Source organism: Myroides sp. LJL119 (assembly GCF_054871605.1).
Map to the genome: position 1 here is coordinate 17,229 of NZ_JBTXLO010000002.1, position 14,164 is coordinate 31,392.

Below are 14,164 nucleotides of genomic sequence, written 5' to 3' on the forward strand. Positions count from 1 at the left end.
AATTTATATGAAGCCAAACGTAAAAAGAAAAGTTTTTACTCTTGTTAAAAGACAATACATAACTCCACATTATATTCGTTTAACCTTGACTCATCCACAAACCAGTGATTACGTTAATACCACTGTAGGGGTAAACAATAAGATTTTTATTGCACCTAAGGGGGTTGATCAAGTACATTTTCCAACTATAGATCCTAAAAGTAATCAACCAATCGAGGTTGAAAAACATCTTACCCCGATAATGAGGACTTATACCCATCGAGGAATTGATTTACAAAATAATCTAATATGGATAGATTTTGTGGCTCATGGTCAAGATTCACCTGCATCGGATTTTGCTATTAACGCACCTATTGGAGCGGAACTAGGTGTTGCTATGGGAGTTTTACCCAAGGAATTATACCCCGATGTAGATTGGTACTTACTTGCTGGGGATGCAACAGCTATTCCTGTGTTAGGGGCTATTTTAGAGTCTTTGGATTCCAGTAAAACTGCCCAGGTTATAATAGAGGTGGAGAGTTATCAGGATGTTCAAGATTTAACATATAGTTGTAAGGCTCAAATTACTTGGCTTATAAATCCTACCCCAGGTAGAAATTCTCAATTAGCAGATAAAGTCAAAGAAATAGTGGACCAACAACCTTGGGGGGAACAAACCAAGTTTGGTTATTTGGCCAGCGAAATGCAAAGCATAAAAGAATTAAGGACTTATTTACGCAAACAAAAGCAATGGAGTGCACAGGATTTGTATGCTTATTCTTATTGGAAATATGGTAATGCCGAAACGGATTCTTTAGCGGATCGTAGACAAGAAAAAGACAGTGCTGATTAGTTTTTTAGCCTATTTGATACAAACTGGATGCATACAAGGAAACTAACTTGAATTTGCATCCTGTTTTTTTTTGATTATTTTTCAATTTTGTATACAGTCGGGCGAAGGTTTTGTTTCCAAGACTCGCTAAAGTAATGATAAACATAGGTTTGTTTATCGGCTACACTTACTTTGGTTTTATAATCAATTGGACTAAAGTAGTTTTTTGGGTAAATAGTTACTTTATTGGGTAGGTTTTGATATTGGTTGTTTAATAACAGACCTTGTTTTTTTAAAATATTTGTGATGATAATTGTATTTGGAGTAATCGAATATTTTTTAAAAAGATGCTTTCTAAAAAAAGATTTGTTGTTGTAGTAATCTAAAAATAAATCCAAAGTAGGATGGTTTTTACAACTTGCTATAATTGCCGTGGAAAGTAAGTTATCGGACTCAAAGCCCATAAAAAAATCATTTTCTAAGAATATATCTAAATTCTGTACTATCTCGGTGTCTGTATCCAGATAAATCCCCCCATGATGTTTTAAAACATGTAACCTACATACATCTGATACAAAAGCATATTTAGCCACACTGTATGCTTGTTTAGCAAAAGGATATGACTCTATATTAAAGTTATCTTCATTCCAAATGGTAATTTGATAATCGGGTGCAAATTTCTGTAAAGAATCTAAACAGTTTTGCATAATTTTAGGGTATGGATTTTTACCAAACCAGCACAAGTGAATATGCTTATTGATCATATTTGTTTTTTTGTGAAAAATCAGAAATAAAAATTACATATCATGTAGCTTAAAGTTATGTTTGTGTTAAGTAAATGTTATTATTACGCACTTGTATTGTATAATTGTTATTTCAAAAGTGATTTTTATTAACTAATATAATACCCTACAAAGAACTTATTTAAGGTTAGACCGATTGCGAAATAAAAAAAAACAAAGGCTACTTTTTTACATGAATTGAGAGTAAAAAAAATAATTTTTTCAATAAAAATACTTGATTATAAAAATAAGTATCTATATTTGTGGCTGATAACAAAATAAAAACATCATGTTTATATCTATTATAAAGAAGGGGAAAAAGGTAAACTTACGTCAAAGGTCGTGAGCAGTTTCTCTATAGATATAAGCAAAGTAATATAGTAAGGGACTTGTCACAGTGACAAGTCCCTTTTTTTATGGACTATCAAAAAAGGAAAATACGTTAGAAAATCAATTAACAACAAAAATAGATTTATGAAAGTTTTAAAATTTGGAGGAACCTCAGTGGGAAGTCCCCAGCGAATGCAACAATTATTAAGTATTATTAACTCACAACCAAGTGATTCTCATCTTGTGGTTTTATCAGCTGTATCGGGTACCACGAATGATTTAGTTAAAATTTCCGATCTTTATATAAATGCACAGGCAAAACAAGCCCAAGAACATATAAAGGTTTTATACTCCAAATACCAAGATTTCATAAAAGAGTTATTTTCCAGTCCAACAGCATTAAAGCAAGCCCAGGATTTAATCGAGCGTCATTTTAATCTTTTATATGAATTAGGAAATGATTTATTTACTAAAGTAGAAGAGAGGATAGCCCTGGCTCAAGGTGAACTTTTATCCACAACCCTATTTCATTATTACCTTCAAGAGCAAAAAATTGATTCGGTTTTACTTCCAGCTTTAGACTTTATGAAGATGGATAAAGAGAACGAACCAGATATTGATTTTATCCAAACCCAGGTAAAAGCATCGTTAGAAAAACATCCGCAGGCAAAACTATTTATCACCCAAGGGTATATTTGTAGAAATGCTTTTGGTGAGATTGATAATCTGCGAAGAGGAGGTTCAGACTATACAGCCTCACTAATAGGAGCGGTATTAAAAGCAGAGGAAATTCAAATCTGGACAGATATTGATGGATTCCATAACAATGATCCTAGATTTGTGCAAAATACCAAACCTATTTCTAATTTAAGTTTCGATGAAGCTGCAGAGCTGGCTTATTTTGGTGCTAAGATTTTACATCCTCAAAGTGTGTTTCCTGCTAAAAGATTTAATGTTCCAGTACGTTTGTTAGATACCATGGAGCTTAGTGCTGCGGGAACTTTGATTTCTGCCCATACTCAAAGTGATGATCAGATTGTTGCCATCGCTGCTAAAGACGGGATTACTGCTATTCGCATTAACTCATCAAGAATGCTACTTGCTTATGGATTTTTGCGTCGCGTATTTGAGGTGTTTGAGCGCTATAAAACTCCAATAGATATGATTACTACCTCCGAGGTTGCCGTTTCTTTAACCATTGATGATACTACTAATTTAGACAAGATTGTTAAAGAATTGGAACACTTTGGTAATGTTGAATTAGATCACAATCAAGCTATTGTTTGTATAGTGGGAGATTTTAAAAGAAATACCCATGGACATGCCACTATTGTTTCCGAGGCTGTCAAACACATTCCAGTACGCATGATATCTTATGGTGGAAGCGAGCATAATATTTCTATGTTAGTTCCAGCCAATTATAAAGTAGAGGCATTAAGATCCCTACATAATCGTTTATTTTAAATGTCCAATATGCAGAATATAGTAGAAAATTTACAAAAAGAGTCTACCCCATTATATTATTATGATTTACCTTTATTAAGGCAAACGGTTTTAAGTGCTAAACAAAAAGCTAGCCAATATGGCTATCATATTCATTATGCAATTAAGGCCAATAATAATCCCGTATTATTAAAAGAAATAAGTAAATTAGGATTAGGTGCTGATTGTGTAAGTGGAAAGGAAATTGAACTTGCAATAGCCAATGGTTTTGCTGCCGATCAGATTGTATTTGCAGGAGTTGGTAAAACCGACAAAGAGATTACCACGGCATTAAAGGCTGGTATATTGGCCTTTAATGTGGAGAGTGTTCAAGAATTACAAGTCATTGGTCAGATTGCACAACAATTAAATACTTGCGCTAATATAGCCTTGCGTATTAACCCCAATGTAGATGCAAAAACACATCATTATATTACCACTGGTCTTGAAGAAAATAAGTTTGGAATAATGGTTCATCAATTGGATAATTGCTTGTCTATTTTTGCCAATAATCCCCAACATTTAAACCTTATAGGACTTCATTTTCATGTAGGGTCTCAAATTACTGATTTGGAAGTATTTAAAAACCTATGTGTTAAGGTAAATCAGTGGAATGAGTTTTTTATTGATAAAGGAATTACCGTTCCAATTTTAAATCTTGGTGGAGGTTTAGGAATTAATTACACCGATCCCGATAAGCAGCCCATGGTTGACTTTGGTGATTTCTTTGATTTATTTAATGAGTTTTTAGAACCAGCAAAAAACCAACAAGTGCATTTTGAGTTAGGACGATCTATTGTTGGAAACTGTGGAAGTTTAATTTCAAGGGTCTTGTATATTAAAAATGGTATAAATAAGAACTTTGCTATTTTGGATGCTGGAATGACCGAATTACTTCGACCAGCATTGTACCAAGCTGTGCATAAACTGCAGAAATTAAATACAAATGGGGAATTACCACAGCTTCGTTATGATGTGGTTGGACCAATTTGTGAGAGTAGTGATTGTTTTGGCAAAGATGTAATATTGGAGGAATTACACCGAGGAGATTTAATAGCAATTCGTTCGGCTGGAGCTTATGGAGAGGTAATGTCATCGCGATATAATCTGCGAGAGGAATTAAATTTCTATTATAAGCAATAAATAACCTAGAGTTAAGTTTGTATTTAAAATAGTTTATTATTTTTACCCTAGCTAATTAAAATAAAATTAGAGTAAGTAACAAAAAAGTATATACAATGAAATTAGGAGACATCGACGTAGCTGGTGAGATTATTGATTTAAATTTCCAGTTATTAAGAACACAAATTCTTTTGGAGGAAGTTTTAAAACACAATGCAGAGACTTTAAAATTACCTTCACAAGAGGCAATGGCTGAGATTAATGAATTTGCATTGAAGTCTATTCAAAAGAAATTTCCAAATATGAATATAGCCCGTAAAGAAGACGAGATTACTTCTTCACAATCCGAGCAAGATTCAGTTGATAATTAAAAAAAAATGCTAGAGTTTCGCTCTAGCATTTTTTTTATAAAATGATTCCATTTAAATACAAAGTTCGGCTCCCCATTCTTGTTGGCCTCTGTTTTCACGGCACTGATAACTTTCTTTAATCTTAGTGACTTTAAAGTTCTCGCCATCTTTTGTTAAATCCATGATAACTTTCTTGGCTTTGATAGCCGGGTTATTAATTTGATCTTCTAATAAAGAAATCGTGATATTAACTGGATCTGGGCCTATTTTTTTTCTTAAAACATACAAGTAATTATCCTTTGGAGATCTATCCTCTGGTGAATATTCTTGCATGATGTCTGCCTCGTTACGCAAACTTTTTTCTTTAATAGCTTTATTTAAGGTGGCAATTCGATTAGAACTTATAATTCTAAATTCTTTATCTTCGGCCGTTTGGTCTGTGTCTAAAATAACATGATAATCTAATTTATTATCGTTTTTTGTTCCACAAGAGTTCAAAAGACTAGCGAAGGCTATAAATAGCACCACTAATATATTTCTCATAATAAACCGTTTTCTAATTCCACTTGCAAAGATACCAAAGCAAATCTTTCTATTTTTAGATAATTAGTGAAAGTATTATTAAATCATAGTTAATTGGCTTTGTAAAATCTAAAAAAGTAAATTTTCTATGACTTTTTTAAATACCAATTTCAACTTGCATTCGGAAATACCAATTGTTTTTAGTTGGACCAACAAGGTAATTTAACCTATCATAAGTAACTTCAGCTTGAACTTTAAAGGCGTGTTCCCATAAATACTTAGTAGCTGCTAAAGAATATTGGGTTGTATTGTTAACATTAAATGCTTCTCGTAGATCATGTTGCATATTTTGTGTAGAAATACGACCAGCTATTTCATAGTTGCTTTCAAACAAGTAACTTAACTGATAGTCTAAACCATGACCTGCGAAAACGTAATTACTCTTTAAAGGATCCATTGTTCCGGGTTCATATAATTCAGTAATTGGATCACTTAGATTTCTATTCATATAAGCAACCATACCTGCCCATCCGTTGTATTTAACAACTGCATCTAAGAATACTGCTCTAAAGGAACGAGGCTCATAGAGTAACTCTCCTTTTTGTCCATAGCTACGTACTCCTTTATTGTTTAAACTATAGCTGGCTCCTAAGTATAATTTTGGTGTGATTTCTCTGGCTAAATCTCCTTCAAAATAGGCACCTCCTTTAGCAAAGCTACCTAAAGGTAATAATTCTACTCTACCGGTTAAAGCATAACTATCAATATCTGATTTACCCCAGTTTCTACCCTTACCGGTACTTAGAGCTGTTTTTATGTTATAACCAAATTTATCTTTTTTCTCGTGTAGATAATAGGCTTGAATTCCAAAATCACGATCGGTTGTAAAACTAGAGTTGTTTATCGATCGATCTGTAAACTGTAAAGCACCTGAGGAGTTGGTTCTTTGTCTGTTTCCTGGTAGTTTAGTAAGACCAAAGATAAAGTTCCAATGTTTGTTGGGTGCGTAAGTAATAGCTGCGTCACGTATAATATTAGGATCTTGATCATCTCGGTGTTCTCCCATGTCTTTTGGAGAGAAGGAAAGTTGTACTACATATAAAAATTTAGGATCCCCTACATATCCATCAAAGCGCAAACGAAGCCTTCTGATTTCCCCATCGTAGGTAGCTTGTTTATCTTGCATACTATTTATAGTTAGTCTGTTTTGCATTCTAAATCGAATGTTTAACTTGAAAATACTGTCATTGGAAGTAATTCCAAGACCTTTACCATAACTATAATAGGGAAGTTGAGATAATTTTAAATCGTTACTGTCGTCTGATTTTTTTTGAACCTGTGCTATTGCGCTAACAAACAATAGAGTGAACAAAATAGTATATAACCTTTTCATATAAAATAAAATGTGTTGCTTTTGCAAAAATAGCATTAGTTTTGCAAATAGCTAGGTAAGATTATTTTTTTATGTATGTTTTTAACTAGCCAGAGCATTAAATAATGATAAAAATAATTAGAAATGAAATATATAGGTTATCACTTTAACATTGAACCAAGGGAATTAGGTACGGAGATTTTGCTTGCAGAATTAGCTCAAAAAGCATTTGAGAGCTTTGAGGAAACCCCACAGGGATTAAGTGCTTATGTGCAAGAAGATTTATGGAGTGAAGACATTTTACAGGATATATTTATATTAGAGAATCCGGAGTTTACTATAACTTATGAAAAACAGGATATCCAGCAGGTTAATTGGAATCAAGAATGGGAAAAAAATTTTGAGCCAATTAATGTAGATGATATCTGTTATGTTCGTGCTCCTTTTCACCAGCCAATTGCTAGTAAATATGATGTGGTAATTGAGCCTAAGATGAGTTTTGGTACAGGTCACCATGAAACTACCTACATGATGATTAAACAAATTTTAAATAACAATTTTGTTGATAAGACTGTTTTGGATATGGGTTGTGGAACATCAATTTTGGGGATTTTAGCCAGTATGTGTGGTGCAAGAGCCGTTACCGCTATTGATATAGACTCTTGGTGTTGTGAGAATTCACTAGAAAATGCTACTCGAAATAATTGTGATAACATTCAAGTTAAACATGGTGACGCGGCTTTAATTGAATCCCAGCCAACTTATGATATTATTTTAGCCAACATTAATCGCAATATTCTTTTAAATGATATGCATCTTTATGTAAAGGCATTAAAAGACCAAGGAGAAATTTACTTTAGTGGTTTTTACACCCAAGATATCCAAAGTATTGATCAGGCTGCTAAACTCTTAGGATTGGTTTTTCAGGCTCAGTTAGAAAAAAATAATTGGGTATCTTTGAAATATAAAAAAGCTTAATAGCAAAAATTTGAATTTAAAAACAAATATTTATGAGCACACAAGAAAAGGTACAAGAGGATATTGCAGTTGAGCAATTACTAAGTGGTAATAGTGAGATCGTATTATATAATGATGATGTAAATACCTTTGATCATGTAATTGACACTTTAATTCGGGTTTGTCAGCATACTCCAGAACAAGCTGAACAGTGCGCTATCTTAGTACATTATAAGGGTAAATGTACTGTTAAAACAGGAGAGTTTGCCCAATTAAAACAACAGTGTTTACAACTATTGGATGCTGGGTTAAGCGCCGAGTTGATATAATACAGATTGTAAAACAGTAGGTGTTAAAAAAATAAAACTACACAAGAAAGGGTAGTTAGAAGACTTGTTGTTAGAGTTCAATGGCAACAAGTTTTTTATTTTGTCTAAATTTAAATTTTTTAAAAGTAGTTTTAAGTATTGAATACTTAGTATATTAGAGAAAAAGATATTATGAAAAAATTAAGTTTATGGTGGATACTTTGTGTTGTACTTGTACTGCAAAGTTGTGTTTTAAAAGAAGACATACATGTATCAACAAATGGAAAGATTGATTATAAGATGGAGATTGACTATGGACAATTAGTAAGTAACTTAGGTCAAGATGAGGTGGAGCGAATGTTAAGTGAATCCGGCGGATTTATTAATCAAAAACCTGTTACTGTTCTAGAGTTTTTTAAAAATAACAGTAATGCTAATGTTCAAAATCAAAAAGAGTTAGATAGTTTAATGCAGGCTAACCCTGAGCTGGAAAAAATCTTTAAAACCGTAGAGATTGGTTCCGTATTAAAGGGATCGCAAGCCAATACTTTTTTTGAATTTAAAAGCAAGAATATAAAAGAATTCAATCAAACACTTAAGGGATTATCTACTTTATCTGAAATCGGAAGCACGCAAAGTAATAAGCTTGACGATCCAACGGCTTGGCTTAACAATACTAGTAGCTACAGTTTTGATAAAAATACTTTCCAAAGAAAAGTTGATCTACAAAAGCAAACTGATTATTCTAAAAGTAAAGCAAGTGGTACCAATATGATGCAGTATCAAATAACTGTAAGTTTTGATAAACGCATTAAAAAGGTGTCTTATCCAGATGCATTGTTAAGTCAAGATGGAAAGAGTTTTACCAAAACTTTTGAATTAAGTGATATACTAAATAATCCAAGTATTTTAGAGTACAGTGTAGAGTTACACTAAATTATTTTGAAATAAAAAAAACCGATTAAAAATTTTTTTAATCGGTTTTTTTAACTGTTATAATTTAGGCATGTTAGTAGCTAATGCTTCTATAAATTTACCTATTGGACCTTTTACCATCATGGCCATCATTGGATTAAAACTACCTTGGAAGTCTAGTTGAATCTCGCAGCTATTAGCGTCTAATTCAACAATGTTTCCTGTAAGGGTAAAGGGAAGTTTATCACTTGCAGCTCCCAAAACAATTTGTGTGAAAGGAGTCTGTGATTTCTTTTTTAATTTAATTTCTGGCATTCCCTTTAATGCAAAGATAAACTCGTCTTGTTGGGTTACCTCAAACTTGGCTATGGAATCTGGCATTAAAGCTTGAAAATTCTTCACATCACTTAAAGCGTTAAAGATATATTCAGCAGATTTCTCAACCTTTACTTTAGGACTTTGTAAATTCATAGTAATCTATTTTTGGGATTAATATTTATTATTTGTTCCACTCAGAGGGATCTTTTCTCCACTGAATCAGCGTATCTAAATCAGAATCACTTATGTATTTTTGATTAACAGCCGCTTGAAGTAAGTTACTGTAATTACTAAGGGTAGTTAATTCAATGTCAGCTTGCTGAAAATTTTGTTTAGCTATCTCAAACTCATAAGTGAAAATAGCAGCCATTCCTAATATATCTGCTTGGTTTTCTTTTAAAGCCTCTACAGCTTGTAAACTACTTTTACCTGTACTAATTAAATCTTCAATAACCACCACTTTCTTCCCTGGTTCAAGGTGACCTTCGATTTGATTCTTTCTTCCATGTTTTTTAGGTTCTGGACGTACATAAACAAAAGGTAAATCTAAAGCTTGTGCAACAAGTAGTCCAATACCAATGGCCCCTGTTGCTACACCAGCTATAACTTGAACATCGGGATATTTTTGTGAGATATTATTAGCGAATTCTTCTTGTAAGAATTTTCTAATCTCTGGAAAGGATAACGTGATACGGTTATCACAGTAAATTGGCGAATTCCATCCTGAAGCCCAAATAAAAGGATTTTTAGGATTTAATTTAATTGCGTTAATTTGCAAAAGCGATTCGGCCGTTTTTTGTGCTGTTTCTTTATTAAAAATCATAATACAAATGTATAAAGTTTTTGTAAACGACAAACCATTATTCTTAACCGATAAGATCGAGAAAGAAACCGATTTTCAATTGTTTTTATTGAACGATGTCGATATTGACAAAATTATCATTAAATATTTTCAAAATAAAATAGATAAGGCTTTTTTATATCATCCAGATGAAAAAGAGATTTTAAAGAAATTAAAAGAGAAGATTTCCGTACAAAAAGCAGGTGGAGGAGTAGTGTTTAACCAAAAGGGAGAGGTTTTGTTTATTTTACGCGGTGGAAAATGGGACTTACCCAAAGGTGGAATCGAAAAACACGAGACTATGGAACAAACTGCCATGCGTGAGGTTCAGGAGGAAACGGGAGTTGGTGAATTGCAAATTCTTGAAAAGTTATCTAAGACCTATCATATTTTTAAACGAAATGGAAAATATCGTTTAAAAATTACTTCGTGGTATAAAATGCAAACCACCTATTTGCAGGAATTAAAGCCACAAATAGAAGAGGGAATCGAACAAGTGGTTTGGATGGATAAACAACAAATAGCAAAAGCCATGGATAATTCTTATGAGAATATCCGTCTGTTAATAGATGAACTAGGAATACTTAATCCTTAGTTTTAATAAAAAAGTAATTTATCAAAGAAATAAAATATACATTTTTTAAAAAATAACCTATGAAAATACCCCAAAAAGTGTCTAACTTTTTGGGGTATTTTCATTAATATACTAAGGCTATTGTGTAAAACCAATAGCTATATTCTAAGGAAGTGTTTTTTAGTAGCCTAAAATTTTACCGAACTAGGAACTAATTTTGTATAATCTCCTTTGTTTCGAATCACGTCTCGAACAATACTTGAGGAGATAAAAGAGGTACTTGCAGCTGTTAATAAAAACACGGTTTCCATTTTTGTTAAAAAACGGTTGGTATGTGCGATGGCTTTTTCAAATTCAAAATCTGCAGGATTTCTAAGACCTCTTAAAATGAATTGCGCATCAATGCTTGCACAAAAATCCGTGGTTAACCCTTTATAGGTGGCTACCTGAACTTTAGGTTCATCTTTAAAGGCATCTTCTATAAACTTCTTTCTTTCCTGTAATGAAAACATGTATTTTTTATCGGAGTTAACTCCAATGGCAACTACAATTTGGTCAAATAAAGGCAAGGCTCTTTTTATTATATCGACATGTCCGTTTGTAATTGGATCAAACGAGCCAGGGAATACAGCTTTTCTAATCATACTATTGTTGTTTTTTATGCAAAGCTAGTTCAATAGCATTTGTAAATAAATCTTTTAACTCAATATTTGCTTGTCTAGCTTGTTGAGGTAGGATACTCTCGTTGGTTAATCCTGGAACTGTATTCATTTCTAAAAGAAACGGAATATCGTCCACTAAAATAAATTCACTTCTTGAGAAACCATCCATATTCAATATTTTGTAGATTCTCTTGGCAACGTTTTGTACCTCAGTGGTTAATTCTTGGGATATTCTAGCAGGAGTTATCTCTTGACTTTTACCCTCGTATTTAGCTTGGTAATCAAAAAAATCATTTTCCGAGACAATTTCGGTAATTGGCAAGGCGAGAATTTGATTTTGATAATTAATTACTCCCACAGAAACCTCGATGCCTTGTAAAAAGCTTTCAATTAGAATTTCACTATCTTCTTGATAAGCTATTTCTATAGCTTTTAATAACTCCTTGGTGTCTTTTACTTTAGAGATTCCAAAACTAGATCCAGATCGGTTAGGTTTTACAAAACAAGGTAAACCTACTTTTTGAATAATTTGCTCTGGATCAATTACGTCTCCTTGATTTAAGTAATAGGAGATAGCGGTTTTTATTCCATATGGTTTTAGAACCGATAACATATCTCTTTTATTCATTGTAAGGGCTGCTTGGTAGTAATCACAAGAGGTATGAGGCATATTTATTAATTCAAAATAAGCCTGGAGTAGACCATCTTCCCCCGGGGTACCATGAATGGCATTAAATACAACATCAAAACAAATTTTATTACCCTTATAATTTACTGAGAAATCGTTCTTATCAATTGGGAATTCTTGCTTGTTTTGATCTACATACACCCATTTATCCTTAAATATATGAACAGCATAGGGGGTATATAAATTACGATCTAAGGTGTCAAACACTACTTTTCCACTTGCTAAAGAGATCTTGTATTCGCTTGAATACCCTCCCATTATTATTGCTACGTGCTTCATATAGAAATACTTTATAGTTAAAAATAGACTAATTGAGTATGGTAAATAGTCTAAACAAATTTATAACAAAACCAACAAACAAAAAATCTTTTCGATTTTTATATCTTTGCTAAAAATCAACAACTATGAAAATATTTAAATTTTTCGTGAGTAAGGCTTTTTGGAGCTCGATAATTATAGCTTTAGTATTAGTACTTGTAGGAGGATTTGTATTATTACAATGGCTTAAAGTTACCACTAATCACGATCAGCGAATCAGCGTACCGGATTTAATAAATTTAAATACCCAACAAGCTCTTTCGGTTTTACAACAAAATGATTTGCAGATGGTTGTTTTAGATACCTTAGACTTTGATAAAACCATTGAGCCTTTGGCTATTTTAGAACAAGATCCAAAGGGAGATTCCCATGTGAAACAGAATCGAAAAATATATGTTAAGATTAATGCTGCTGGATACGGTAATGTGATGATGCCTGATTTAGAGCATTTAACCCACCGTCAGGCTTTAGCAACAATTAATTCCCTTGGCTTAAAACCAGGTAAGGTTACCTATAAGACTTTTATTGGTAAAGATGTTGTTTTAGGTGTAGTACAAAACGGGCAGGTTTTAAAACAAGGAGATAAGGTTGTGAAAAACTCAACAATAGATTTTATTTTAGGAGATGGCCGCGCTCCATTATCGGCCCAAGAATTGGACAGAGCTCCAGAGATTGATTAATTAGTTCTGATATAAATTTTACATGCAAGATAATGATTTTGATATGTTCGAAGAATTCGAACAACCTCTAGAACCGCAAGAACTTTATGAACATTTTAGATTCGAAGCAGGTAAAGGACAAGCTCCTTTACGTGTGGATAAGTTTTTGATGAATTTAGTGGAGAATGCGACTCGTAATAAGATTCAACAAGCAGCAAGTAGTGGTAATATTTTCGTGAACGATTTGCCCGTTAAATCGAATTACAAAGTAAAGGCAAATGATGTGGTTAGGGTTTTGATGCCCCAACCGGTTTTTGAAAACCATATTATTGCTCAGAATATCCCATTGGATATTGTTTATGAAGATGACACGCTACTTGTGATAAACAAACCAGCAGGTCTTGTTGTACATCCTGGGCATGGTAATTACACCGGTACATTGGTAAATGCTTTGGCATACCATTTTGATAATTTGCCCTTAAACTCAAGTCAACGACCAGGTTTGGTACATCGTATTGATAAAGATACTAGTGGACTTTTAGTTATAGCTAAAACCGAATGGGCTATGACTGAATTACAAAAGCAGTTTGCAAATAAAACAACTGAAAGAGAATATATTGCATTGGTTTGGGGAAATGTCGAACAAGACAGTGGTACGGTAGAGAGTTATATAGGAAGACATGTAAAAGATCGTATGCAAATGGCTGCTTTTGAAGATCCTGAAAAAGGAAAATGGGCCGTTACCCATTATAAGGTATTAGAGCGACTAGGATATGTAACGTTAGTTTCATGTCGTTTGGAAACTGGACGTACCCATCAAATACGTGTGCATATGAAGCATATTGGTCATACTTTATTTAATGATCAAAGATATGGTGGTCACCTTATATTAAAAGGAACAACTTTTACCAAATACAAGCAATTTGTAGATAATTGCTTTAGTCTTTTACCAAGACAAGCCTTACATGCAAGAACCCTTGGATTTGAGCATCCGGTAACAAAACAGTTTATGAGTTTTGAATCCGATGTTCCTTGTGAAATGACCCAGGTGATAGATAAATGGAGAAATTACGCTTCTAATTCTACTTTAGAGTTAGAATAAATACTATAACAAAAAAAAGGGGCTGTCTTAAAGTTAAAAGAGACAGCCCTT

The 14,164-nt window shown here is 33.0% G+C and carries 17 protein-coding genes; 10 read left to right on the forward strand and 7 right to left on the reverse strand.

Annotated features, from left to right (window positions below):
* The first annotated feature begins 7 nt into the window (after positions 1-7).
* Positions 8-832: a siderophore-interacting protein gene (locus tag ACYSNV_RS03015; protein ID WP_461761087.1), complete on the forward strand. Its 825-nt coding sequence runs from the start codon at positions 8-10 to the stop codon at positions 830-832.
* A gap of 74 nt (positions 833-906) precedes the next feature.
* Here ACYSNV_RS03015 and ACYSNV_RS03020 read toward each other — a convergent pair whose 3' ends face one another.
* Positions 907-1,575, reverse strand: a complete 669-nt coding sequence (locus tag ACYSNV_RS03020; protein WP_461761088.1) for a glycosyltransferase family 32 protein — start codon at positions 1,573-1,575, stop codon at positions 907-909.
* A 492-nt stretch (positions 1,576-2,067) separates the two neighbouring features.
* On the opposite strand from ACYSNV_RS03020, the gene ACYSNV_RS03025 reads away from it, so the two are divergent.
* The 3 genes from ACYSNV_RS03025 to ACYSNV_RS03035 all read left to right on the forward strand — a co-directional run bounded on the left by ACYSNV_RS03025 (position 2,068) and on the right by ACYSNV_RS03035 (position 4,898).
* Complete coding sequence (locus tag ACYSNV_RS03025; RefSeq protein ID WP_461761089.1) at positions 2,068-3,387, forward strand: aspartate kinase; 1,320 nt, start codon at positions 2,068-2,070, stop codon at positions 3,385-3,387.
* Positions 3,388-3,396: 9 nt separating this feature from the next.
* Complete coding sequence (gene lysA, locus ACYSNV_RS03030; protein WP_461761090.1) at positions 3,397-4,548, forward strand: diaminopimelate decarboxylase; 1,152 nt, start codon at positions 3,397-3,399, stop codon at positions 4,546-4,548.
* A gap of 95 nt (positions 4,549-4,643) precedes the next feature.
* Positions 4,644-4,898 (forward strand): hypothetical protein, encoded by a 255-nt coding sequence (locus ACYSNV_RS03035; RefSeq protein WP_461761091.1) that lies wholly within the window; start codon positions 4,644-4,646, stop codon positions 4,896-4,898.
* A 51-nt stretch (positions 4,899-4,949) separates the two neighbouring features.
* Here ACYSNV_RS03035 and ACYSNV_RS03040 read toward each other — a convergent pair whose 3' ends face one another.
* Positions 4,950-5,420, reverse strand: coding sequence for a hypothetical protein (locus ACYSNV_RS03040; RefSeq protein ID WP_461761092.1), 471 nt, complete (start codon positions 5,418-5,420; stop codon positions 4,950-4,952).
* Between the two features lie 136 nt (positions 5,421-5,556).
* A complete protein-coding gene (locus ACYSNV_RS03045) occupies positions 5,557-6,792 on the reverse strand; it encodes a porin (protein WP_461761093.1) in 1,236 nt (411 codons plus the stop codon).
* 123 nt (positions 6,793-6,915) lie between these two features.
* Here ACYSNV_RS03045 and prmA point away from each other — a divergent pair, with 123 nt between their 5' ends.
* From prmA to ACYSNV_RS03060, 3 genes are all read left to right on the forward strand, one after another.
* Positions 6,916-7,749, forward strand: a complete 834-nt coding sequence (gene prmA, locus ACYSNV_RS03050) for a 50S ribosomal protein L11 methyltransferase (protein ID WP_461761094.1) — start codon at positions 6,916-6,918, stop codon at positions 7,747-7,749.
* A 32-nt stretch (positions 7,750-7,781) separates the two neighbouring features.
* Positions 7,782-8,057 carry an ATP-dependent Clp protease adaptor ClpS gene (locus ACYSNV_RS03055; RefSeq protein WP_461761095.1) on the forward strand — a complete coding sequence of 92 codons (276 nt, stop codon included), beginning with the start codon at positions 7,782-7,784 and terminating at the stop codon, positions 8,055-8,057.
* Positions 8,058-8,228: 171 nt separating this feature from the next.
* The gene (locus ACYSNV_RS03060; RefSeq protein ID WP_461761096.1) at positions 8,229-8,972 is read left to right on the forward strand and encodes a hypothetical protein; all 744 of its coding nucleotides are present in this window, start codon (positions 8,229-8,231) and stop codon (positions 8,970-8,972) included.
* A 57-nt stretch (positions 8,973-9,029) separates the two neighbouring features.
* Here ACYSNV_RS03060 and ACYSNV_RS03065 read toward each other — a convergent pair whose 3' ends face one another.
* A complete protein-coding gene (locus tag ACYSNV_RS03065) occupies positions 9,030-9,422 on the reverse strand; it encodes an SRPBCC family protein (RefSeq protein WP_461761097.1) in 393 nt (130 codons plus the stop codon).
* A 28-nt stretch (positions 9,423-9,450) separates the two neighbouring features.
* A complete protein-coding gene (gene pyrE, locus ACYSNV_RS03070) occupies positions 9,451-10,092 on the reverse strand; it encodes an orotate phosphoribosyltransferase (RefSeq protein WP_461761098.1) in 642 nt (213 codons plus the stop codon).
* Positions 10,093-10,099: 7 nt separating this feature from the next.
* Between pyrE and ACYSNV_RS03075 the strand changes: the two genes are divergently transcribed.
* The gene (locus tag ACYSNV_RS03075; RefSeq protein WP_461761099.1) at positions 10,100-10,705 is read left to right on the forward strand and encodes an NUDIX hydrolase; all 606 of its coding nucleotides are present in this window, start codon (positions 10,100-10,102) and stop codon (positions 10,703-10,705) included.
* Between the two features lie 167 nt (positions 10,706-10,872).
* Here ACYSNV_RS03075 and coaD read toward each other — a convergent pair whose 3' ends face one another.
* Both coaD and ACYSNV_RS03085 read right to left on the reverse strand, forming a co-directional pair.
* On the reverse strand, positions 10,873-11,325 hold the full coding sequence (gene coaD, locus ACYSNV_RS03080) for a pantetheine-phosphate adenylyltransferase (RefSeq protein WP_461761461.1): 453 nt from the start codon (positions 11,323-11,325) through the stop codon (positions 10,873-10,875).
* A gap of 4 nt (positions 11,326-11,329) precedes the next feature.
* Positions 11,330-12,313, reverse strand: a complete 984-nt coding sequence (locus ACYSNV_RS03085) for a D-alanine--D-alanine ligase (RefSeq protein ID WP_461761100.1) — start codon at positions 12,311-12,313, stop codon at positions 11,330-11,332.
* A 125-nt stretch (positions 12,314-12,438) separates the two neighbouring features.
* Between ACYSNV_RS03085 and ACYSNV_RS03090 the strand changes: the two genes are divergently transcribed.
* Complete coding sequence (locus ACYSNV_RS03090) at positions 12,439-13,032, forward strand: PASTA domain-containing protein (RefSeq protein WP_461761101.1); 594 nt, start codon at positions 12,439-12,441, stop codon at positions 13,030-13,032.
* Between the two features lie 22 nt (positions 13,033-13,054).
* The gene (locus ACYSNV_RS03095) at positions 13,055-14,113 is read left to right on the forward strand and encodes an RluA family pseudouridine synthase (protein WP_461761102.1); all 1,059 of its coding nucleotides are present in this window, start codon (positions 13,055-13,057) and stop codon (positions 14,111-14,113) included.
* Positions 14,114-14,164 lie beyond the last annotated feature (51 nt).